This window comes from Salinimicrobium sp. TH3, from assembly GCF_026676115.1.
In the GTDB taxonomy this organism is placed as follows: Bacteria; Bacteroidota; Bacteroidia; order Flavobacteriales; family Flavobacteriaceae; genus Salinimicrobium.
Genome location: NZ_JAPONB010000008.1, coordinates 37402 through 62170, shown reverse-complemented (window position 1 = coordinate 62170; position 24769 = coordinate 37402). Strand labels below are relative to the sequence as shown.

The window sequence follows — 24769 nt, the reverse complement described above, 5'->3', positions numbered from 1 at the left end:
GTTCAGAAAAACCTTCATGAAAAGTTCTAATCATTTCATGATTAAACAGAATAGGCAAAATCCAAAACTTAATTTTTCAGGATAAATACCTATAATTCAGAAGTTATTCATGTAAAAGCGAGTAAAAACTATTTTCTCTACCGCTTTTGAACAATTTTACCCCCTTCAAAAGTGGTCAGAACAGGTAATTTTAAAGCAAATTCAAAACAATAAATCATGATCAAAAAATTAAACATGAAAGTCATTGCTGTGTTGGCAATGTTCAGTTTCATAATTGTCGGCATCGTTTCCTGTGAAACAGATGATTTTGCAGAGGTTCCTGCAACCCCATATATCTCGCAATTTGCCATTACTTCACCTATTAATGCCACTGCTTCTATTGATGAGGAAGCGAAAACGATTGAAGTAACCGTGCCACAGGATACAGACCTTAGTAATGTTGTTGTGGACTTCACTACTTCTGAAGGTGCTACGGTAGATCCAGAGCCGGGTTCAACTGTAGATTTTTCTGCGGGACATGTCAACTTCCATGTATCTAAAGGATTTAAAACAGTGAATTATGAGGTAAACGTTTTCAAAGCGGGCGTGCCGAAACTTACGGCCTTCAGGATCATCGAACCTGTGCAGGAAGCCGGTACTGTGAACCAAACTCTTAAGAAAGCTTCTGCTAAAGTGCCTATAGGAACAGACCTTTCTGCTCTTACTGTAGAATTTGACACTACCGCAGGTGCGACTGTGAGTCCGGAATCCGGTTCGGTTATTGACTTTTCCGACGGCCCGGTAGAAGTGACCGTGAGCTATTTTGGAGCCACAACTACCTATGAGGTAAGCGTACAGGAAAGAGCTGAACCTACCATTAACAGCTTTAGCATTACTTCTCCTGTGGAAGCAAATGGTACCATTGACCAGGAAAACAAAAGAGTGACTGTCTCTGTCCCTGGAGGAACCGATCTAAACGCCGTTGAAGTAAACCTTTCTGTGCCTAACGGTGCCACTGTTACTCCAACTGCCAATGGGGCGGTAGATTTCAGCAATGGCCCTGTAACCTTCACTGTTACGCTTAACAACAATTCTGTAGATTATGTGGTTACAGTCACAGAGCCGCAAATAATTGCATTTTTGGGAAGTGCAGCGAGCATATCCGCTCTTTCTGAAGCCGATACTAAAGCAGCTGCCGAATTTTTAAAATCTTATTACGGGGAAAATTTCATTTACCTTGAGAATGGAAACTTCACCGCCGAAGATCTTGAGCCGGTACAGGTAGTAGTTTATTATTATGACAATACCGGAAGTTTTGATAACCCCGATGGCAGCCTTACTGCAGCTTCTATTACCGCGCTTACGAACTATGTTGAGAACGGAGGAAATATGTTCCTTGGCGGTTTTGGAACCAGGATCATAGATGATCTTGGCCGTATTCCCTACGAACCGGGAATTGCAGGGAATGGTGCAGGGGGACCAAACCCCGACAACTGGGGTATGAATACAACCACCGGCTTACCTACAGATGTTATGAGTCATCCTGCCATGCAGGGCCTTAGTTTAACCGACGAGATAGTACCGGGGGAATCTATTGGTCATAACTTTGTGCCTTTTATCAATCCCGGGTACAAGGAAGATCATAATTCTATGTGGGATCTTGGAGCTGTTCCCGAGCTTACCGAGCCTCATGCGAGCGTTGCCCGTGGAGCAGAATTTGAGGAATTGACTACCTCAAGGATCCTGGGAACCTGGCAGCATGTAACCGATCTTTGCTGTATAGCCGCCATTGAATTCCTGCCAACTGCTACTTACGAAGGTCGAATTATAGCTATTGGTATCGCAGCTTATGAGTGGGAAATGAACGATGGAAGAACCAATGAATTCCAGGCCAACGTGGAGAATTTTACTACTAACAGCATTAATTATATGATGAACAACTAATTGGATTAGTCACCCGATAGTATTGGGCTGTCTAAAAAGCTTATAAGCCGTCATTCTGAATTTATTTCAGATTCTTATTTAACTGGTTATCAGGTTTGATTAGAACCTAAAACAAGTTGAGTTAGACGTAAAAAAGCATTTTAGACAGCCTTTTTATTTTTTAACTACTGGAACTTCTTTCGGTATTCTGAAGGATATATCTTGAATTCTTTTAAAAAGCATTTGGTAAAGTATTTTACATCAGAAAACCCGGAGAGATAGGCAACTTCAGAAATGGTATTGTCCGATTTCAGGATGACCTGCGAAGCGTATTCCAGTTTAATTTTCCGCAGGTAATTAACAGGGGATAATCCCGTTACATCCTTTACCTTCCGATAAAATTTTGAGCGTGACATCCCCACCTTTTTAACCACCTCATCGATCTTAAAATCCTGATTGGTAATATTTTCATACACAATTTCCTTAATTTCATTCAGGAAGGCAGAATCCTTGTCTCCCGTGCATTCCAAAGCATCAATAGGTGCTTTTCCTTGTGAGGCCGATCGTTTTTCCAGTAGATTTCGCACTCTTGCCTTAAGGGTTTCAGGATTAAAAGGTTTGGTGATATAATCATCTGCCCCGATCTTATATCCACGAATGATCGATTCATCACTGCTCACTGCCGAGAGAAGGATCAAAGGGATTCCCATAGTAACTGGATTAGAAAAGACCTTTTGGGAGAATTCTATGCCATCCATATTTGGCATTAGCAAATCACTAATGATGAGGTCTGGATTGTGATAACAGGCTTTCTCATAACCATCAAGCCCATCTACTGCTTCTATGACTTTATACTCTCCTCGCAGGATGTCCCTTATCCTATCTCTAATCTGCTGAGTATCTTCGACCACCAGTATCTTTTGCTTTAAGTTTCCTGCATTTTCTATTGTTTCTGAAACGTCGATCCTCTTAACGGGGTTTTGCCGTAGGGGAATGGTGATTGTGAAGACAGAGCCCTCGCCTTCTACACTTTCTACTTCAATATTCCCCTCATGCATTAGGATAAGGTTCATGCTGAAGTCGAGTCCTATGCCCGAAGAATCTTCGGAGAAATCTGAAATAGAAGAATGCTCAAAACGCTCAAAAATCTTACTTTTTTCATTTTCAGGGATTCCAATTCCGGTATCTGTGACTTTGATCTTTACCAGGTCTTCCTCTTTAAAAAGCTCAATTTTCACTTTTCCTTTTTCGGTATATTTTATGGCGTTATGTACGATGTTGGTGAGGATCTTATCCATAATATCACGATCAAATTCGCAATGTATGTGGGGGGTATTTACCTCGAGGGATAATCCCTTGCTTTCGGCTGTAGGTTGCAGGTTTTCGGCTATTTCATTAATCAGGAGCGAAATATTTCCATACTCAAAACTCACCGGATAGTCGGGATTTTCAACTTTTTGGAAGTGAAGTAACTGGTTGAGGGTTTTCGTAAGTTTCGTTACATTATTTTTTAGGTGGTGTACTGTGGAATCTGTGGAATTAAGTTTGTCGATATCCAGCTTGAGTACAGTAAGTAAAGTTTTAAACTCATGGGATATATTGGTGAAGAAATTCGTTTTCACTTCTGTTAATTCCTCCATCTTCCTTACTGCTGTCAACAAATGATCCCTCTGTTGCCTTATATACTGGTTCTGGTTATCAATCACCTGTTGTTTTTCAAGCAGGAGTTTGTTTGCCCTGTTTTTGTGGTAAAAGAAGTAAAATATCACCCCCGATATGAGCAACAGTAATAAGATAAGGACCAGGGAAAGAGATATTACATTAGTTTGTTTTTCAATATTCAGGTTTAGATCATCATTTCTTTCAATAAGATTACGGAGCTTTTCCTTTTGTTCCTGGAGGCGTATGCCTTCGTAAAAAAGAGTTTCAGCGTTGCGGGAATCTATAGGCAGGGTATTGAGGTAATTGTATTTATCCACCTTGTTTCCTGCCAGGGCATTCAGAGCAGTTCTCACCGCCAGGTCACCTCCTGTAGGATAGGAAATTGTGCCATCTATTTGCTTTTCGAGGATCATGGGAACTCCTCCATTGGTAGTAATAAGCCCATCCACTCCCAGGATGAGCGGATTTTTGGAATATTTTCTCGTGACCAGATAAGCCGCATGGGCCATTTCATCATTATGGGCAAAAATAAGATCGTAATCTACATTTGAAGATTTGAAGAGGCTGTCTAACTTGCGGTAAGCAGTTTGCTTATGCCAGTCGGCTTTAAGAATATCTACAACATGTGTAGAGTTGTTATTTATATTTTGGTTAAACCCATTGAGCCTTTGTTCAGCAGGGGAGGACCCTGGCAATCCTGTTACCTGTAGGATCCTGGCGGTATCAACAGCTCTTTGCTCCAGCTTGTTGAGGGCCATTGTTCCTGCCGAAATTCCCACTTCAAAATTATTGCCACCAATAAAAGCAGTAAAATCATTGGAATTGATGTTCCTGTCAACCACTATAACCGGAATCCCCTTTTTGTAGGTACGGGAGACAACCTCTGTAAGAGGTGCGGCCTCATTGGGAGAGACGATAAGTACATCTACATCCTGTGCGATGAGTTCTTCAATTTGTTCTACCTGTTTTTGGTTGTTTCCATTGGCAGAGCGATAGAGGATATTGATATTTTTATCATCCAGTAAATTGGCTTCGGTAAAAACTTCCGAATTCATTACCTGCCGCCATGCATCATCAGATAAACATTGCGAAAAGCCTATTGTGATCTCCTCTTTTTCTGAAGTAGAACATCCTGAGAAAATGAAGACAAAAAAGAGAAAAATTATGTTTTTGATTATTTGCATGAAGGTATTTTTACAAATCTTAATAAAGATATAATATAACCGGTCGCTAAATGTCAAGTTTTAAAGGGAGTACCAATTGGTCACCCCAAAAATACCAAAACAACCCCCGCATAAACAAGCAGCTAGTCTTAAATTGCTCCTGCTTTTGAGACTATTTGCTCATCATAACAAAACGTTAAACCGACTGCAAAGATCACTTTGATTTTTATGTTCAGAAAACGTTTGAGAAAAAAATTTTGACGAATAAATAGCAATAAGCAAAAGAGAATAACTTAAATATCTTTTATGAAATTCAAAGCATTTATACTGTGTTTCTTTTTACCTCTTATTTCCTGGGCACAGCAAATGGAGGTAAGTGGTACTGTGATCTCGGCCGAAGATAATATGCCTCTTCCCGGGGTGAATATTTTTGTCCAGGGCACAAGCAAGGGTACCGTAACAGATTTTGACGGGAATTATAGACTGGAAAATGTAGAACCCGGTGCAACCCTTGTTTTTAGTTATATTGGATTTGAGACAAGGGAAGAGCCGGTTGGAGGACGTTCCCGGATCGATGTTTCCCTCACGGCCGACACTGAAATGTTGAGTGAGGTGGTCATCACCGGTTATCAGCAAATTCAACGAGAGAATTATACCGGTGCAGTTAGCGTGGTGGAAATGGATGAGGTGGCAAAACAATCCAACACTAACATCCTTCAGGCGCTTGAAGGAAGGGTGTCTGGTCTAAGAGTCGCTACAGATGGTTCCCCTGGTGGTGGTGCCGGTATCAGGCTGAGAGGAATTACCAATAGTGATACAACTAATGATTCCCCTCTTTTTGTAATTGATGGGGTTCCTACGCAATCTGGGTTGAATACTTTAAATCCAAATGACATTGCCGAGATACAGGTGTTAAAAGACGGGGCTTCGGCTTCCATATACGGAGCCAGGGCTTCGGGGGGTGTAATAGTGATTAGGACCAAGAAAGGAAAGGGGGAACAATTGAATTTTACCTTTAATACCTTTAGCAGTCTCAGTTTTTTGCGAGACGATATAGATGTACTCGACGCTTTTCAATGGTCCCAGGTGTACTGGCAGGCTCAAAGAAACGATGGGGCCACACCGAGCCATCCTCAATACGGAAACGGATTAGAACCCGAATTTCCCGATTTCATTGATGAAGATGGACTGGTTCCTGCAGGAAACACAAACTGGCAGAATGAAATTTATCGGACAGGTATTAAACAATATTATGATATAGGTTTATCTAAAGGTTTTGAGGACGGGCAGATCTTTGCCAGTGCTTCCTATACAGATGTTGAGGGTACTATGAAGTACACGAATTACCAGAGGTTGACGGTGAGATTGAACTCTGATTTTACCCTTTTTGACAGGTTGAAAATTTCTGAAAACCTGAGCGTAGTAAACCAAAGAGAGATCAATTCTAATGTTGCGGGTACTGCTATAAGCCAGCATCCATTGATCCCGGTATATGATTCTCAGGGCGATTTTGCGGGTCCGTATGATGGGCTGGGAGATCAAACCAACCCTTTAGCTACTCTATATAGAAACAGAAATAATCAAAACAAAGGATGGAGGATCTTTGGAAGCGCGATAGCAGAATTAGATCTTTTTGAGGGGCTAAAATTTACTTCCCGATACACTGTAGACTACGGGAATAACTACGGCAGGAACTATGCTCCTGTAATTACCGAAGGTTATTTTGGAGAGGTGGAACAGGAAAGTAGCCTTACCACATATTCAAATTATGGAATCGAGCAGACTTTTAATAATTTCCTTACCTATGAAAACGAGTTCGGGGACCATGGCTTCAATTTACTGGCAGGGATGGAAAGGGTGAAATATGAGAATGAATTTTTTGATGCCCGCCGGGAAGGGTATATTCTTGATGATCCAAACTACACCTATCTTTCTTCAGGCTCGGGAGAGCAATTCAACGCCGGGGGTGGCCTGGAGTGGAGGTTGCAGTCATACTTTGGTAAACTGGATTATGATTACGATGATAAATATCTTCTTTCAGGAACTTTGCGTTATGATGAGTCTTCAAGGTTCCCGGGTAACGAAGGGGATTTTTTTCCGGCAGTTTCTGCAGGATGGAACATTCATAATGAAGATTTCTTTCCCGAAGAAAATACGTTTAGCAGAGCCCGATTACGCGGTAGCTGGGGTGTAACCGGAAATCAGAATTCCGGTTACACTTATCCCTCTTATAACCTTTTTGGATATCGTGTAGATTACTCGCCTTATCCTCTAAGTGGCCAAAATTCCGGCACCCTTGAACAAGGTTTTAACCTGGTGCAACGCGGGATCACAGGGATCACATGGGAAACCACGACCGACTATAATGCAGGATTTGATCTTGGATTCCTTAATAACCGGATCCTTATTTCTGCGGATTACTTTATCAAGGAAACTGAAAATATTCTACTGTTCCAGAAATTACCCGGAACAGCTAATGTGGAGGCAGGAGATCCTCTTTCCAACGCAGGAACATTTGAAACTAAAGGCTGGGATGCCAGTATTCATTACCAGAATGATGCTTCCAGGAAATTTCAGTTTTCCCTCGATGCCCAGTTCTCGGGCTTCGTGAACGAAGTTACCGAAATTGGCAATGGGGAATCCTACTTCTTTGACAGTCCTGTAAGGGGCATGCTAAACAATCCATATCGCAAATTCTATGGATATGTAGCCGACGGCCTCTTTAGAACAGAAGAAGAGATTGACAGGCACGCCATCCAACCCGGTGCAGGTTTGGGAAGAATAAGATATGCCGATATAAACGAGGACGGGGTGATCAATGCCCAGGACCGAACCTTTATAGGAGATTTTTATCCGGACTTCGCCTATGGTTTTAATTTTAATGCAGAGTATAAAAACTTTGATCTGGCGATGAACTTCTCGGGGGAATATGGAAAAGATCTTTACAATGGCATTAGAGGGAATGAATTCACCTATGGTACCGGCAACTGGTCTACCGCAGTACTTGACGCCTGGTCCCCGGATAATTTTGATTCTAATATTCCAGCGGTGAACCTCACCAATCCAAATGATGAGTTAAGGGCCTCAAGTTATTTCATTGAAGATGCTTCTTACCTAAAGTTGCAGAGCCTCACGTTTGGATATAATTTAGATGCTAATTACCTGGAAAGGATCAGGATGAAAAGCCTTAGGTTATACCTGCAGGGAGAGAATTTATTCACCATCACCGATTATTCTGGTCTGGACCCGGAACTGGAAGGAGTTAGCGGGGCGATCTATCCCATTCCACGTGTGTTTACTATTGGGTTAAACTTACAATTCTAAAAAAATGTTCAGTATGAAGTCAATATATAAAATTACCGGCCTCTTTGTCTTTTTTGCGGTAGCTACAGCATGTACGAAAGATTATATAGATGTGGAGCCAAAAGGTACTGTAGAGTATGAACAGTTGATCACTCCAGATGGGGTTGAAGGTCTTGTTACGGCGGCTTACTCTGGTCTTGACCTGAGTTTTGCCATCCTTAACAACAACAATGCTACAGGTGGTACAAATCTTTATGGCAATACTACCTTTTTGCATTCTCCAACCAACTGGGGTTTTGGGGATATACGATCTGATGATACTTATAAAGGAGGTGGTGGAACTGCCGATATTATCGAACTGCACCAGATAGAGACTGGGAATATTACTCCCGAAAATGGCCTTTTAGAGAGGAAATGGATTGCCATGTATGCTGCAATTGGCAGAACTAATGAAGCCCTCTATGCGCTTGATCTTATTTCTGAAGAGGAGTTCCCAGCAAAGCAAACCCGTATTGCAGAGATGCGCCTGTTGAGAGGACACTTCTATTTCGAGATGAAGAAGCTCTTCCGAACTTTCCCTTACATCGATACTTTTATAACAGTAGAGGAATCCTATGAGATCACCAATGACCTTACTGAAGCCCAGCTTTGGGCAGAGATCGAAGAAGATTTCCTTTTTGCAAAGGAACACCTTCCTCAAAGTCAGCCGCAGGAAGGAAGGGTAGACAAAGATGTAGCCATAGCTTACCTGGCTAAAACATATATTTTCACACAAGAATGGGAGAAAGTAATGGCCGAAACAGAACTACTGATGGCCAGGTATTCTTTACTGGAAAGCTATGAGCAACAATATTCTGTAGAAAATGAACATGGTACTGAGATGATCTGGTCCATAGAACACTCTATAGATGATAATTCGGCTTTTGGACAGATCAATTGGGGAAATCTTCTAAATGTACCCCGGGGGCCTTATGGCGGAGACGGCTTTCACCGTCCGAGCCAGAATGTCGTAAATGCTTTTAAAGTAGATGCCAATGGTTTGCCCCTGCTGGACAATTTCAATGACTCGAATGTAAATGAAACCTCCTTTGTAGATCCCCGTTTGGATCATTCTATAGGTCGTCCCGGGATTCCATGGCTGGATATGGGAGAGTATGAAGCCAGTTGGGCAAGGGAAGCTAATATTTATGGCCCTTATGCGATTAAAAAGAACCTGCTTTCGGTAAACGATGAGCATGCCACCGATGGCTGGCCCTGGGGAGGTTCAGCACTAAACTGGCCAATCATTAAATATTCTGATGTGTTATTGTGGAGAGCCGAAGCAGCCATTATGCTTGGAAATCTTGAAACAGGAAGAGAATTGATCAACCAGATTCGCCAAAGAGCTGCCAATTCAAATGTGGTGCTAACTGAGGAGGGAGAACCTGCTGCAAACTACAATATTGGCTTATATGATAATTTTCCAAACCAGGAATACGCGCTGAAAGCTTTACGTATGGAACGCCGCCTGGAGCTTGCCTTTGAAGGTCATAGATTCTTTGATCTTGTAAGATGGGGGATATCTGGTGAAGTTCTTAACGAGTACTTTCAGGAAGAGCAGGATGAAAGAGGTTATTTGTCGGGAGCACAATTTCTTGAGCCGAGACATAATTATCTCCCAATTCCGCAGAGACAAATAGACCTTGCAGGAGGAATTTACACACAAGACCCAAATTATTAAGAATGAAGAAGATTAGTTTTCTAGGTATTTTAATCGGCTTGTTTCTGGCAGGTTGTGGTGAAAAGAAAGAAGCGACTGAAATTGCGGCCGCAGAACCTGAGTTTATGGACGAAAAGTTTAGGCCACAATACCATTTTACCCCAAAGGAAAAATGGATGAATGACCCTAACGGTCTGGTTTATCAAAATGGAAAATACCATTTGTTCTATCAATATTATCCAGATGATATTGTATGGGGGCCAATGCACTGGGGCCATGCCACGAGTGAAAACCTGATAGAGTGGGATCACCAGCCAATAGCGCTATATCCTGATAGCCTTGGATACATTTTTTCCGGAAGTGCGGTTATCGATAAAAATAATACCGCCGGGTTTGGGGAGAATGCCATGGTGGCCATCTTTACCTATCACAATCCTAATATGGAAAAGGAAGGCCGTGAGGATTTCCAGTACCAGGGAATCGCCTATAGCCTGGATGAGGGAAAGACCTGGACCAAATATTCAGGAAACCCTGTGTTGCCAAACCCGGGCGTTCGGGATTTCAGAGACCCAAAGGTCTTTCATGATCCTATCACAGATAATTGGAAAATGATCATCGCAGCAGGAGATTATCTACAGTTGTTTTCCTCAGATGATCTTAAGAGCTGGGATAAAGTAAGTGATTTTAAAGATCCTGTGGACGAGCCGGTGGGAGTTTGGGAATGTCCCGATCTGTTTCCACTGCAGGTGGATGGAACAGGGGAAGAGAAGTGGGTAATGATCATAAGCCATAACCCCGGAGCGCCAAATGGAGGATCGGGCACCAGATATTTCATTGGAGATTATGATGGAAAGAATTTCACTACAGACCAGACAGAGAACCAATGGTTAGATTACGGAACAGATAACTATGCCGGTGTAACCTTTAACAATACCCCCGATGGGAAAAGAATTTTTATAGGTTGGATGAGTAACTGGGATTATGCTACCCAAACACCCACAGGAATCTGGCGCAGTGCAATGACCCTTCCGAGAGAGCTTGAATTGAAAAAGGATGAAAATGGTTATTTCCTGGCTTCTTTTCCGGTAGAACAGCTATCAAAAATCAGTGAGCAGGAATTTTCAGAAGCAAGAGTAAACCTTCAGGAAAATTTTACTAAGGAATTTGATTTTTCACAGGCAAAAGTCTCTTTTCAGTTTGAAGGAGCGCCAAGCGACTTTGAAATCGAATTTAAGAATGACAGCGGAGAAAAATATTTGATTGGATATGACGCCACTGGAGGCACCATCTACACTGATAGAAGGGAAGCAGGAAAAAATGAGTTTAATGAGAAATTTGATGCCCGCGTGCAGCAAATGGATGTAACGGGGCTTGAAAATGCCACTTTTGACATCTACCTGGATCGTTCTTCGGTTGAACTTTTTATTGACCAGGGAAGGTACTCCATGACAAACCAGATCTTTCCTTCAAAACCACTTTCTCAAATGATCATAAGGTCAAAGGAGGGAGGCGTCCTTAAGGATGTGAAAATAAGCACCATAAAAAGTATTTGGAAAAATTAAGATTATGAAAAAACTAAGATTTATAATTCCGATTTTTGTGATGGCCTTTATATCGGTGCATTGCAGCAATGATGACCTGGAAGTGCCACGGGATACTTTGAATGAAGGAGGTTTTGAAACGCTGTACAGTTTCGGCTTTAATGAGGAGAGCGGACTTTCAACTTCAGAAGGAGAGACAGGAACAGAATTTTCAATTTCAGCTACCGGAAATGAAGTGAACAGGATGCAGGGTGTGGAAGGCAATGCCCTGTTCTTTGACGGACTTTCCACTACGGTAAGCGGTGAGCTACCTACCATGGACCTGCCACAGGGATTACTAACCATTTCCCTTTGGACCGCAGTAAAATCCTATCCTATAGGCACAGCCGGAATGGTGACTTTGATGAGCCAGGGCGGCAATACAGGTGCGGTAGTTGGGATCAACAAATTTGGAAGGATAGTAGTTCAGCTTTACGTCAATGGGGCTTTGCAAACTACTGTAGCCAGTACTAAATCTATTCCGAGACATCAGTGGAGCCATATTGCGGTTGCCATTGACACCAAAAGAGGTGTAGTAACTACTTATCTCAATAAGGAAAGGATTGCAGAGAACAATACTGCAACAGGTTTAATAACCTGGCCCGAAGGAACTACCCAGGTTTTCATTGGAAAAAATGCTTTTGGTGAAAGAATGGGGCAGTTTGATATCGATTACTTCAGCGGAGCGCTGGACGAGATAAGGATTATTAAAGGCCGTCCGGAGGTAGCTGATGTATCTGCACTATTTTCAGCAGTGAACCCACCTGCAACAGTAGAATTTAATACCGAATTCGGATTTTTAGCCGAAGATACCAACCGACCTATCTATCATCCAATTCCGGATTACGGATGGACTAATGAACCCAATGGATTGATGTACTATAAAGGAGAGTATCACATGTTTTATCAGAAAAACGATGTCTTTCTTGGAATTGCGCAGCAAAACTGGGGTCATATGAAGAGTCAGGATCTTGTGACCTGGGAAGATCTCAACAATGTCTTATGGCCAACTTCCAATCCGTATGACAATTTTGGAGCCTGGGCAGGAGATGCTACGGTAGATGATGATGGAAACCCTGTAATTGTTTATACAGGGGTAAACGGAGTAAAGGCCAGTATTGCTCTGGCAGTGAGCTTTGACGATATGCAGACTTTTGAGAAATTTGAGCAAAACCCTGTTATCGCAGGTCGTCCGTCAGATGTTAATCTGGACTTCAGAGACCCTTTTATTTGGAAAGAGGGTAATACGTGGTATATGATCGTGGGGGCAGGAATTGGAGGAGTTGGTGGAAATACCGTGCTCTACGCCTCAAATGATCTCTACAACTGGGATGACAGCTACCAGGGAGTTTTCTTTCAGGGTCAGATGGCCGAAGGGGAAGGTGAATTCTGGGAAGTTCCTATTGTTCACAAATTTCCAAATGGAAAATATTTGTTCCTGGTGCAAAAAACGCCAGATCACACCAGCCCCGCCCGAACTTTTTACTGGATTGGAGATTTCAATGGACAGGAATTTACTCCTGATCATCAAGAAGCTCAATATTTTGAAGTGGTTAACGGCTTCCTTTCTCCCACTGTTACTGTAGATGCAGAGGGTATAACAACAGCTATAGGAATCATTCCCGATGAGGTAAGTCCCGGTTTCCAGCAACAGGCGGGGTGGGCACATCTTTTTAGTCTGCCACAGGTATGGGAGCTGGACTCCAATAACGAATTGAAAATTACTCCCCATCCAAATGTTTCTGAATACCGCGGGGAAAGGAGTGAATATAGTAATATTTCACTAACTCCCGAAGGTTCAGACTACCTAAGTGAGAGCGGAAGATATTATGAGATCAACGCAAAACTTAACACAGGTTCGGCTTCAAAAATAGGATTTTTACTTGGTCGTTCAGACGACGGTGCAGAACAGCTGAAGGTGTATTACGATGTGGAAGCGCAGGAATGGGTGATCGATGCGTCGCAGTCCTCTTTGGCTGAAGGGGCCAGAAAAGATATTCGCAAGGGAGCTTATAACATCGCTGCAGGGGAAACCTTTGATGTGAGGGTATTCGTGGATGGTTCTGTTTTTGAAGTATTCATCAATGGAGAAGACCACTTTACCGGAAGGTTTTTTCCAACCCTGCCTTCGGCAGATGATATTGAATTATTCGTGGAAGGTGGTAATGCCACTGCCGAAAATGTAACAATTTGGGAGATGGAATCTTCCGCAAATTAGGTCTTGAATGAATTCATCTAAATTATATTATTGGTCAATTGTTGTTGCTCTTGCCGGGTTCCTATTTGGCTTTGACACCGTAGTGATCTCGGGGGCCGATAAACAGTTGCAAAGCCTTTGGGATACCTCAGATCTTTTTCATGGGATGGTGGTGATGTCCATGGCCTTGTGGGGAACAGTATTGGGAGCTATTTTCGGATCTTTCCCTACTAACAAATACGGAAGGAAAAACACACTTATTGGCATCGGGATCCTGTATTTTATCTCGGCTGTGGGTTCTGCCTATGCGAATGATCCCTACTTATTTGCATTTTTCAGATTTCTGGGTGGGATAGGAGTTGGAGTCTCTACCATTGCGGCTCCTTCCTACGTTTCCGAAATAGCACCGGCGGCTAAAAGAGGTCGTCTTGTTGCGCTCTACCAGTTCAATATTGTATTCGGGATCCTAATTGCCTATTTATCTAATTACCTGCTCAAGGACGTGGGAGAAGATGCGTGGAGATGGATGATAGGCGTGGAAGCCTTCCCTGCCCTAATCTATACAATTCTGGTCTTTACTGTGCCTGAGAGTCCACGCTGGTTGATCATTTATCGTAACCAGGCCGCAAAGGCCAAAGAAATACTTGAGAAGATCTATCCTCATAAAGATGCGGAAACTGAATTGGCAATAATCGTAAGAGATCATGAGAAGGAAAGCCGGCAGAAAAGCAGCATTTTTCAACCAAAATATTCCTTCCCCCTTATGCTGGCTTTCTTTATCGCTTTTTTCAACCAGTTTTCGGGGATCAACGCCTTCCTTTACTATGCGCCCCGAATATTTGAAATGTCGGGTCTTGAAGAATCATCGGCTCTACTAAGCAGCGTTGGGATAGGTGTAATAAACCTGGTTTTTACCCTCATTGGAGTAGCTCTCATTGATAAAATGGGAAGAAAGAAATTGATGTATATAGGTTCCGTAGGTTATATAATTTCCCTGGGACTGGTAACCCTGGCCTTTCAACAAAGTTGGCCGGGAATGTACGTGCCAGTGTTCTTCTTTGTATTCATTGCTTCTCACGCAATAGGACAGGGAGCAGTGATCTGGGTCTTTATTTCTGAAATTTTCCCTAACCATCTTAGAGCGAATGGGCAGTCATTCGGCTCTTCGGTACACTGGGTGCTGGCAGCCTTAATTCCCTCATTCATTCCTTTTTTGTTTGACACTATAGGAGCGCCGGTAGTCTTCGGAATATTTACATTTATGATGGTATTGCAACTATTTTGGGTGAAATTCTACATGCCCGAAACCAAAGGCCAGGAGCTGGAATTCCTCTCTGAAAATATCTCTGGCCGACGAAAAGAAGCGATGGCAGAACAGCATTAGAGTAATTAAAGATGAATAAAGTAGTAAAAGCCGTATGTTATGGAGAAGTGCTGTTCGATGTCTTTCCCGATGAGGAGAGAATAGGCGGCGCTCCGTTAAATGTTGCTGCCCGGTTGAGCAGCCTGGGAATTAATACCCGGATGATAAGTAAAATAGGGGCCGATCAAAAAGGGGAGCAAATAATCGCATTTTTGAAAGAGCAGGGAGTGGAGACTTCCAATGTTCTCAGGGATCCTCAATACTCAACCGGGGTGGTGAATGTGAGCCTTTCCAAAAGCGGATCGGCCACCTATGAGATCGCCTACCCGGCCGCCTGGGATAAAATAGAATTAACTCCCAAAAACCTGGAAGCTGCAAAAGAATGTGATCTTTTCATCTTCGGAAGTTTAGTGTGCCGGGATGAGGTAAGCAGAAACAGCCTTTTTGAACTGCTTGAAAAAGCAAAATATAAGGTCCTGGATTTTAATCTAAGGCCTCCGTATTATACCAGAGAACTTTTATGTGACCTCATCAATAAAGCCGATTTCATTAAGTTCAATGATGACGAGCTTTTTGAGATTGCGGAAATCCTTGGATCTTCTTTTCATTCTCTCGAACAAAATCTAATGTATATAGCAGAGAATTCTTCAGCAAAGACTATCTGTGTTACCAAAGGAAGACATGGTGCAGTTCTGTACCGGGATGGAAAATTGGTGTACAACAGCGGATTCAAAATTGAGGTTAAAGACACAGTAGGTGCCGGGGATTCTTTTATGGCCGGACTGCTGGCTAAAATCTTTCAGGGAGAAAATTCGCAGAATGCCCTCGATTTTGCCTGTGCCCTAGGGGCACTGGTAGCAGGGGAGAAAGGAGCCAATCCAAAGTTGGATCCGAAAAAGGTCAAAGAATTTATTTATGCCCCGGGTTTTACCTGGAGGTAATTTTTCTCTTCTTAATGAGAATTTTTAACGGCGCAAAAGCTTTATAGGACATAGCACCTAAACTGTTATATTCTGATCCCCACACCCAAATTGAGGTTTGAGGTGTATTCCTCGGTATTTAACGGCGTTTTGCTGTCAAAATAATAGTTGTAAAGGGTAAAGACTTTTAGCCAGGTGGAAAGGGGAATGTCAAGTCTAAATTGCTCCAGAATCCTGTAGTCTTTCACATCCCTGTAAAGCGGCTGATAGTACACAGTATTGGTAATGGAAAACTTTTGTGATTTTGCTTTGTATGAGAGAGTAAGATAGGTGCTGTTGCGGTGATTATAGTTAGTAGTTCCTGCCCGGTCACTGGATTCCATTTCATACAAATAGCTGTTGCCGGCATAACCGGTAAACCTTTCCTTATCAATCCACTTAACCCGAAGTCCTGCACCAATCAAATTTCGTTGCTCTACCACCAGAAGCTGGTTATACTGTCCCTGGAGAAAGGTCTCGAATCTTAAAAGCTGACTAAACTTGTAATTAAACCTCCCGTGAAGAAACCAGGCATTCTGCAGGTTTTCTTCTCCCGAATCTATGAGTTTATAATTCCCCAGGAAAAAATAGATCTTTCGGAGGTCTTTTGATTTAAGCTGCGTGGTAAGGGCAGCATCTATCTGATTGACCTGGCTTCCGTCATTGTTGGTGTGGTTGAAGGAGAAATCGGCGTCGAGGGTGAACCTTATCGAATCGGTCTGCACACGTTTGGATTCAATATTCACCAACTGCGCAGAGATTACCCCCGGAATCAATAAAGCTGTAGCTAAAAGGAGAATTCTTATCATAGCTGGCAAAAGTAAAATTTTTAAATTGACCTGTTCCCGGGCTTTTCGGAGCCTCTTTTTTTACTTCGGTCTTTGCCGGCTATTTTATCCTACTAAAATCCAGGTCCTGAAAATCAAAACTAAAGTCGGTCAAAGGGGAGACGGGTTCCATGGTGAAACCGATGGGCCGTCCTTCGCGATCAAGGGAGAAGATTACAAAAGCATCACCATTAAGACTGCGGTCATCCCATCTCACCACAAAGGAATTTCCTTTGTAAAAGCTCATTTCCCCGTGGAGATCGGGGGAATTTTCGGCTTCAAAACGTAGTTTTCCATCCTGCATTTTGATGTTTACCTTTCCAAACCATTGATCCTCGTAAGTTCCGGAATAGTTCGAGAGCGCTTCTGCACTCATTTTACTTTTCTTCTGAACTTCAGCTACATTCTTCCAGACTTCAGCCACAACAGAATCAGCTCTTTTCTCATACTTTAACCTGCTTTCGTTGTATTGGGATATCCGGTCTTTTCCCTCAATTCCGAAGTAAGCATCCTTGATACTGTTGGTAATGGATCTGAATGCTGCCCCGGATTGCTGATTCGTAAGCACGATAATCCCCAGGTCCAGTTCGGGGATCATGGTCACCTGGCTCACGATTCCCAGCAAGCCACCGGTATGGGTAACCTCCAGGTGGCCGTTCACATCACTTAAAAACCAGCCCAGTCCGTAAGCTTTGAAGTGGGTATTATAATCTCCTTTTCCGGTGCCTGTAAGAGTTTGCGGCTTCCACATTTCCCGATGCTGCCGCTCGCTGAAGAGTTCTTTTTCCAGGTTCTCGCCATACTTTCCGCCGTTAAGCTGCGCCTGTACCCATTTGCTCATATCGGCTACAGAAGAATAAACTCCGGCAGCAGGGTTAGCGGCATCGGTAAAGCTGAGGCCTACCGGTACCAGTTTTCCGTCTGTAGGTGCATGACCGTCGATCACATTGGATTTGTCTTCGATGAGGTTATAATTCACAGCCGAACGATCCATGCCAAGGGGGTCAAAAATGTTTTCTTCAATATAAGTTTCATAATCCTGACCCGAGATCCTTTCGACAATGACCCCGGCCACTATGTACAGCAGGTTGTCGTAATCGTACTGGGAACGAAAAGAGGAAACCGGCTTGAGATAGCGCAGGTTGTAAATGAGTTCATCTTTTTGAGTGGTATTTTGTGATGGCCACACCATAAGGTCCCCGGCGCCAAGACCGAGTCCGCTGCGGTGGGTGAGCAGATCCCGCACTGTGAATTCGCTGGTGACATAAGGATCATATAATTTGAATTCCGGAAGTACTTCAATGACTTTGGTGTCCCATTCCAGCTTACCTTCATCAACAAGCATTGCCAGGGCGGCACTGGTCATAGCCTTGGTATTGGAAGCTACTCCAAAAAGGGTGTTTTCGTCCACCTTTCCCCCGTCTTTTAGGGACCGGGTGCCGTAGCCTTCCATATGGACTACCTCCCCATCCTTAAGAACGGCAACAGCAATACCGGGGACATTAAAGGTCTTCATGGTTTTTTGGACAAGGCTGTCTATTTGCTTCTGGTTTAGACCTTGAGAAAATCCTGAAAATCCTGAAAATCCGAAGAACACAAAAGTTATCAGGCAAATTTTTATAAGATGGGTTTTCATGAGGTAAAATATTTTGCCTCTAAAGATAACACTTCCGGGGAATTTTCTTACTTGAGGGACGAGGCATTAGTCCTTAGCTGGATTTATGCTCTGCTTGCAAATATTAGACTTAAAAAAATGTTCTTTTTGATTTATTTAAAGAAACGGGTTTAGGGTTGCAACAAGATACAGGAATAGGATTATAAAAATTTCCTGCGAGAAGTCTGGAGTTTTTTTAGAGATCAAGCCATTTCTTAAAGGCTGATGCCTTGTTGCTGCTTATAACCTGGTCTCCCGGCGCGGCAGGATCAGTCTGTAGAAGAAGACGACCTTTAAAATAAGGTTCTGCCCTGGCAACTGCATGAATGTTAACGATCAATTGCCGGTTTACCCTGAAGAACTTTTCAGAATCAAGCTGCTCTTCCAGTTGATCGAGGGTATAATCAATGACAAATCTTTGTTTATCAAAGTTCACCAGAAGCACGATGCCTTCTTCGGCCAGAAAAAAGGCGATTTCTTCCTGCTGAATGACTTTTATGCTCTGTCCACTTTTGACCATAAAACGGGACTTTTTTGCGACTGATGGCTTTAATGGTCCGTTTTGTAGTAAGTTCCTAATGTTCTCAAGTTCCTGTTGCATATTTCCCTGCTGCAGGCTCTCGTACTTTTTAATAGATTTTTCCAGGGCATCTTTTTTGATGGGTTTCAGCAAATAGTCGACACTGTTAACTTTAAAAGCTTCAATGGCATATTCGTCAAAAGCGGTGGTGAAAATTACCGGACTTTGCAGGTCTACTTGTTTAAAGATCTCAAAACTGCTGCCATCAGATAGATGAATATCGCAGAACAATACATCGGGCTGCTTATGTGTTTTTAACCACTCAACAGACTCTTCAACAGATTCCAGCTTTTTAAGGATCTCCATTTCAGGCCGTAGCTGCAGGATAAGACTTTCGAGAGCGTCGGCTGCAAAAGCTTCATCTTCAATTATGACTGTTCTCATTGTACTGGATCTTTAAAAGTGGCAGTTTTACTATGAATTTTTCTTTTGAATTTTGGATTTCGACTTCTCTGTCTGTAAAGTAATCGTAGCGTCTCCTAATGTTCTCCAGCCCTGTATTTGTCGATCTCACTTCGTCAAGGCGGGGCTGAAGATTATTTTCCACACACAAATAGTCCTCTTCAACCGTTATTTTAATCCTTAGAGGCTTTTTCCTTGTAGACCCATTATGTTTGATCGCATTTTCGATCAACATTTGGAGGGCTCCTGGCGGAAGCTGTAGTTGTTCCACTTCGGCAGAAATGTCAAGTTCAAATTTAACCGCACTTCCAAAACGGGTTTCTAAAAGGAAGATGTATGATTTTACAACTTCCAGTTCCTTTTTCAGCGGAATTAATTGTTGGTCACTATTCTCCAGAAATGCCCGGTAAAGATCTGAAAGGCGCTCTGTAAAGTCTGAAGCTTTTTCAGGATCCTGCAGAATTAGGGAACGAAGAACATTTAAGCTGTTAAACAAGAAATGTGGACTTACCTGCGATTTTAAACTTTGTAACTGGGCCTGAAAATTTTCCTTTTGAAGACGGGCGGCGTGTAACATTTCTTTTTGAAGTAGCTTTTTGCTCCTCTCTCTTTCCACAAAATAATAGAAAAACAAGGTGATTATCGCCATCACCACGTTATTGAACCTTATCCTGTCCGGTGGGATCTCAATATTTGGAAAAATAAACCTGAAGGGAACGAAAAGGCACAAGTAAAGTAAAATCACTGTGCTTATGATGACCAGTATCGCCTCCATTAATCCCCTATAGAAGGAATCATAATTTGCAAGGCGGTAGTTATTAATAAATTTTGAAATTCCCCTGTGAACAAGGAATACCAGGAAAAGAAAAAGAACAGTAGCAGAAAACTCAAATATTGTGATCCGATTGAAAATGGCGGAGCCATCTTCATTAAAGATAAGAGAGCCCTGGTGTATATACACCATTGTAAAGAATACCAGAAAACTCAAAATTAAAGCTCTCAACATCAATTTTAGAAGCCATTGCTTAAGGGGAGGATCAGAAGAATATTTTTCTTCTGAAGCGAGAATGCTATGCAACTTTCCTGTCTTGATAAGATGGAGGATTTCTTTGTGTAGGTAAATGTAAAGAATTAATAGCTTTTTAAGTAATGGTCGTCGCGCATCCATAGAATTAGTATTATTTAAGATGCAAATAAGCGGAAATCTTCAAAACTCCTTTTTATTTCATCTATCCTATATCCCGATTCATTACTAAAATATCCCGGTTCATCATTTTACGGTTTCTGTGGCCGGCTAACAGATTGATATTTGTCCTGTTAACCAAATAAATCGAATTTAAATTAAAACCACAAAATGATGAAGTTGTATAGTCAATTATCAATCGTATTTTTTATTTTTCTTGGATGTCTCAAATTATCGGCACAGGATGAGGGACAGCTTAAAGGTAGTCTTTATGACCAGAAAGAAGAGAGTATTCCATTTGCCACAGTTGCAATAATCAAATTACCCGATTCAACAATAGTAACGGGAACTACTACAGATATGGACGGGATATTCGAATTGGATGCACCGGTAAAGGGAGATTATTTGCTGCGCTTTAGTGCAATGGGATATAAATCCACGTTTACAGATACTTTCGAGATCACATCTCCCGGTTATCAACGGGATTTTGGACAGGTGATCTTACCTGCCGAAGTAACTATGCTCAATGAAGTAATGGTCCAGGCATGGAGACCAAGAATTGAAATGGAGGCCGACAAAATGGTAGTGAAGATAGAAGGTACTGCCATGGCGGCGGGAAGCTCGGCTTTTGAGATCATCTCTAAGTCCCCAGGAATCTCGGCCGATCAGGATGGGAACTTTAACCTTAACGGGAAGACCGGCGTAAGGATTATGATCAATGGTCGCTTTACTTATCTCACTGCAGAGCAATTGAAAACTATGCTCGAATCAATGCCTGCAGAAAACATCAAGAATATCGAGTTGATCCACAATCCTTCGGCGAAATATGAAGCCGAAGGTACAGCGGGGATCATTAATATTGAACTTCGCGACAATATAGCCCTGGGCTTTAACGGAAGTGTTTACGGAGGTGTGGAATTTAACAGGGAGAACTGGTACAATGCAGGCATAAACCTCAATTATAATGTAGGTAAATGGAACACCTTTTTCAGTGCTGACTTATCTAAACGAGGTTTTACCCGCACTAATGAGATAACCCGGGAATACACCTATGATTTTGACTATGATTATTATCACCAAACCGGTGACCAACTAGAGACAAAGTGGATACCTTCTTTCCAGGCGGGGGCAGATTACCAATTGAAAAAGAACCACAGCATAGGTTTTACTGGAAACTATTCCTTTTATGAGGAAGATGGAAGTTGGGATACTGAAACTCAGCTTGGGAAATTTGGAACCGGTCACCTGCAAACAATTTCAGCAGAAAACAGGACGATAGAAAATTACAGAAACGGTCGATTCAATTTGCATTATGATGGAAAGCTGGACACCGTAGGCACCAAGATCTCTGTCAACCTGGATTATATTAAAATTTCCAGAGATCTGGATTCTTACTTCACCAATAACTACTTCTTCGTACCCGATGGTGAAACGGCAATAGAACAACTCTTCAATCGTAGCAATTCAGGTTATGAGATCTTCGCTGCCCAGGCCGATCTTAGCCTTCCTTTGAATAAGAGGTCGCAGTTTAGTATAGGGGTTAAGGGAAGTAAAGTGATTTCTGAAAGTGACTTAAGGTTTTATATTGGACCAGATTCTTCAGGAGAGCTGGATACCAACAGGAGTAATAGCTTTACTTACGAGGAAGAGATCTATGCAGCTTATGCCAACTACAGCAATACGTTAAGTGATACCTGGAATCTGCAATTGGGCCTTAGGGCCGAGCAGACCGTAGGAAAAGGGATTTCACCAACTATGAATGAGGTATACGAAAGGGATTATCTGGACCTTTTTCCAAATATTCAGCTAAGTCAAAAGGTGAGTGACAACTACCAGATCAATTACTCCTATAGCAAAAGGATCAACAGGCCAAATTACAGCCGGCTTAACCCGTTCCTTTTTTATCTGGATCCATACACCTACATCGTCGGAAATCCAGACCTGGAGGCAGAGGTTACATCTTCTTACGCAGTTAACCAGACTCTTTTCGGGAAATATATGCTTATGCTGAATTACACTAAAACAAAAGGTGCAATCGCCGAATATCCCAGGACGAATATGGAAACAGGACAGGCCATTTTAACTTCAGCAAATACAAATCACAAAACTTTTTACGGCGCTACACTTGTAGTACCGGTGGAGCTTACCTCTTTTTGGAACGTTGAAAACACAGCGGTACTGAGCCATACCAGTTATGAAACTCCTTATGAGGAAGAAGTTGTTGAAAATGAGGTTTTCTCCTATTCACTGCAGTCAAATCACAGGATTCGTCTTCCCTGGGATATGAACCTGGAAGTGAATGCTAACTACACTGGACCCGTGGTTTATGGAGTAGCTACTGTTGGAGATAGATGGTTCCTGGATGCAGGTCTTAAAAAATCACTTATGAATGACCGTCTCGATCTAACCTTAAAAGCCACAGATATATTTAAAGGAATGGAGTTGGATGTAGAATCTGAATACCCGGGGAGTACTTTTGATTTGAACCAGTACTTCTACAACAGAGGTGTAAGCATAAATTTGAGATATAGCTTTAAAAATAGTGAGTCGCAGAAACAAGCCCGCCAACAAACTCTGGAAGAATTGAACAGAGCGGGAGGTTAACTAAGTTCTTTCTTCTACAGCTTCATCTGAAACCCGGCCATGCCGGGTTTCTCTATTATATTCACATTTTACCAGGTTAAAAATCTTTCATCAATGTTTTTCTTACAGAAGAGCCAGAGCCTTGATCCTTCTAAGGTTAAAGGGTTAAAAAGGACATTTTTTTACTCCTTTTTCCTTGATTATTTTGTTGCCGCAAAAGATAACACTTCCAGTGAATTTTCTTATTTGAGGATGAGGCATTAGTCCTCAGCTGGGTTTATGCTCTGCTTGCAAATATTAGACTTAATAAATGATCTTTTTGCAGAATTTAAATGAGTGCAGCTGTATTTTTGTTTTTCAGCCGGATATATTCATTCTGAAGGTTTTATTTCTCCTGCTTTTTTAAGGGCATATCTGGTAACAAAAGGCGCTACAAGTTCAAACAAAATAGTTGATCCCAAAATGATGTTGAGGAGTAGTGCACCCACTTCTTCGAAACCGGGTTGATTGCTGGCTCGTATTGCCAGGCCGATTGCTACCCCGGCCTGGGGGAAAAGACATAGCCCGAGTAATCTTCTGGTTTTTTTATCTGTACCGGCTATGGAAAGCCCTGCAAAAGCACCAGTATATTTACCCGATGTTCTGAGTATTATATAGAGGAGGACCAGGGAGAAGGATGAAAGAAAGATATTTAGTTTAAAATGAATCCCTGCCAGGGTAAAGAAAAAAACAAATACGAGTTCTTCAATGTGTTCTAAAGGGATCAACCATTCAGCCTGCTTTTTAGGATAAAATAATACCGAAATAAACCCAAGGCTCATGCAGCTAAGCAACATAGAAAATCCAAAAAGCTGAGATAAGCTGAATACGGCAAGTATAAATCCTATAATGGTTACCAGCCTTAAATTTTCCTGCTGGAAGCGGTTGCCAATATATCCAAGACCAACTCCAAAACTTCCTCCCAGCAGGAGGGCACCTCCCACTTCCCGAAGTCCTTCCAGGATACTGCTACCAAAACCGCTCTCTCCACCCATACCTAAAATGAGGGTAAAGAAAATAATTCCTATCCCGTCATCAACAGCAACAATACCTAACAGGGTATTGGTGAATTCTCCCTTTGCTTTGTATTCTTCGATAATCCCTAATATTGCTGCGGGCGCAGTGGCAGTTGCCACCGCTCCAAAAACCAGGGCCTGATATAATCCCGGTGTAAAGTGCATATTTAGGACCGAAGGAAGCAACCACAGGCCGAGGGAAACAAATGCAAGCACACCCAGACTCTGTCCCAGCACCGCCCAAATAACAGTGTTTTCTTCCTTTTTAAGATCCTTAAGATTAATTTCCGATCCTATAATATATGCAATGATTCCCAGCATAATATCAGTCAAAAGAGGTGACCAATTGTCGGTATCAAGATCAAAAGTAGCACCTAATAGATCGGGAGAAAAAAGTGCTCCTACCAGGATGTATGCAACTACTCGGGGGAATTTAATTTTTTCAGCAAAAATTCCGGCAATAGATCCTAATGTCAAAAGAATTCCCAGAATAAGAGCAGGAGGTAAATTTGTAGACATCATTTTGTTGTTTTACAAAACTGATTATCAGCAGGTATAACAAAGGGAGCAAAAATATGGAGGAAATGCTGTTAGTGAAATGTTAAGGAATTTTTCGGCATACAATAAGGTTCCAAACAGGCGAAAAATATACCTCCT

Annotated in this window: 14 protein-coding genes; 8 read left to right on the top strand and 6 right to left on the bottom strand. The window is 42.2% G+C overall.

The window, feature by feature from the left end; all coding sequences use genetic code 11:
- The first annotated feature begins 216 nt into the window (after nt 1-216).
- The gene (locus tag OU683_RS12540; RefSeq protein ID WP_268138809.1) at nt 217-1923 is read left to right on the top strand and encodes an SGBP N-terminal domain-containing protein; all 1707 of its coding nucleotides are present in this window, start codon (nt 217-219) and stop codon (nt 1921-1923) included.
- Between the two features lie 164 nt (nt 1924-2087).
- Here the strand turns inward: OU683_RS12540 and OU683_RS12535 are convergent, their stop codons facing one another.
- The gene (locus OU683_RS12535) at nt 2088-4748 is read right to left on the bottom strand and encodes a substrate-binding domain-containing protein (RefSeq protein ID WP_268138807.1); all 2661 of its coding nucleotides are present in this window, start codon (nt 4746-4748) and stop codon (nt 2088-2090) included.
- A 285-nt stretch (nt 4749-5033) separates the two neighbouring features.
- On the opposite strand from OU683_RS12535, the gene OU683_RS12530 reads away from it, so the two are divergent.
- From OU683_RS12530 to OU683_RS12505, 6 genes are read left to right on the top strand one after another with little or no spacing between them, the layout of a single operon-like run.
- Nucleotides 5034-8051 carry a SusC/RagA family TonB-linked outer membrane protein gene (locus tag OU683_RS12530; RefSeq protein ID WP_268138805.1) on the top strand — a complete coding sequence of 1006 codons (3018 nt, stop codon included), beginning with the start codon at nt 5034-5036 and terminating at the stop codon, nt 8049-8051.
- 13 nt (nt 8052-8064) lie between these two features.
- Nucleotides 8065-9750, top strand: coding sequence for a RagB/SusD family nutrient uptake outer membrane protein (locus OU683_RS12525; protein WP_268138803.1), 1686 nt, complete (start codon nt 8065-8067; stop codon nt 9748-9750).
- A 2-nt stretch (nt 9751-9752) separates the two neighbouring features.
- On the top strand, nt 9753-11291 hold the full coding sequence (locus OU683_RS12520; RefSeq protein WP_268138801.1) for a glycoside hydrolase family 32 protein: 1539 nt from the start codon (nt 9753-9755) through the stop codon (nt 11289-11291).
- Between the two features lie 4 nt (nt 11292-11295).
- Entirely contained in the window at nt 11296-13527 is a 2232-nt protein-coding gene (locus OU683_RS12515; protein ID WP_268138799.1) for a glycoside hydrolase family 32 protein, read from the top strand.
- Nucleotides 13528-13534: 7 nt separating this feature from the next.
- Nucleotides 13535-14890, top strand: coding sequence for a sugar porter family MFS transporter (locus tag OU683_RS12510; protein ID WP_268138797.1), 1356 nt, complete (start codon nt 13535-13537; stop codon nt 14888-14890).
- Between the two features lie 11 nt (nt 14891-14901).
- Nucleotides 14902-15810, top strand: a complete 909-nt coding sequence (locus OU683_RS12505) for a carbohydrate kinase family protein (RefSeq protein ID WP_268138795.1) — start codon at nt 14902-14904, stop codon at nt 15808-15810.
- 65 nt (nt 15811-15875) lie between these two features.
- On the opposite strand, the gene OU683_RS12500 is transcribed toward OU683_RS12505, so the two are convergent.
- From OU683_RS12500 to OU683_RS12485, 4 genes are all read right to left on the bottom strand, one after another.
- A complete protein-coding gene (locus tag OU683_RS12500) occupies nt 15876-16637 on the bottom strand; it encodes a DUF481 domain-containing protein (protein WP_268138793.1) in 762 nt (253 codons plus the stop codon).
- Nucleotides 16638-16716: 79 nt separating this feature from the next.
- Nucleotides 16717-18291 (bottom strand): serine hydrolase, encoded by a 1575-nt coding sequence (locus OU683_RS12495; protein WP_268138791.1) that lies wholly within the window; start codon nt 18289-18291, stop codon nt 16717-16719.
- Nucleotides 18292-18505: 214 nt separating this feature from the next.
- On the bottom strand, nt 18506-19273 hold the full coding sequence (locus OU683_RS12490; protein WP_268138789.1) for a LytR/AlgR family response regulator transcription factor: 768 nt from the start codon (nt 19271-19273) through the stop codon (nt 18506-18508).
- On the bottom strand, nt 19254-20459 hold the full coding sequence (locus OU683_RS12485; protein WP_268138787.1) for a sensor histidine kinase: 1206 nt from the start codon (nt 20457-20459) through the stop codon (nt 19254-19256). The genes OU683_RS12490 and OU683_RS12485 overlap by 20 nt, the downstream gene beginning before the upstream one ends.
- 186 nt (nt 20460-20645) lie before the next feature.
- Here OU683_RS12485 and OU683_RS12480 point away from each other — a divergent pair, with 186 nt between their 5' ends.
- Nucleotides 20646-23078 carry a TonB-dependent receptor gene (locus tag OU683_RS12480; RefSeq protein ID WP_268138785.1) on the top strand — a complete coding sequence of 811 codons (2433 nt, stop codon included), beginning with the start codon at nt 20646-20648 and terminating at the stop codon, nt 23076-23078.
- Between the two features lie 350 nt (nt 23079-23428).
- Here the strand turns inward: OU683_RS12480 and OU683_RS12475 are convergent, their stop codons facing one another.
- Complete coding sequence (locus tag OU683_RS12475) at nt 23429-24634, bottom strand: cation:proton antiporter (protein ID WP_268138783.1); 1206 nt, start codon at nt 24632-24634, stop codon at nt 23429-23431.
- Nucleotides 24635-24769 lie beyond the last annotated feature (135 nt).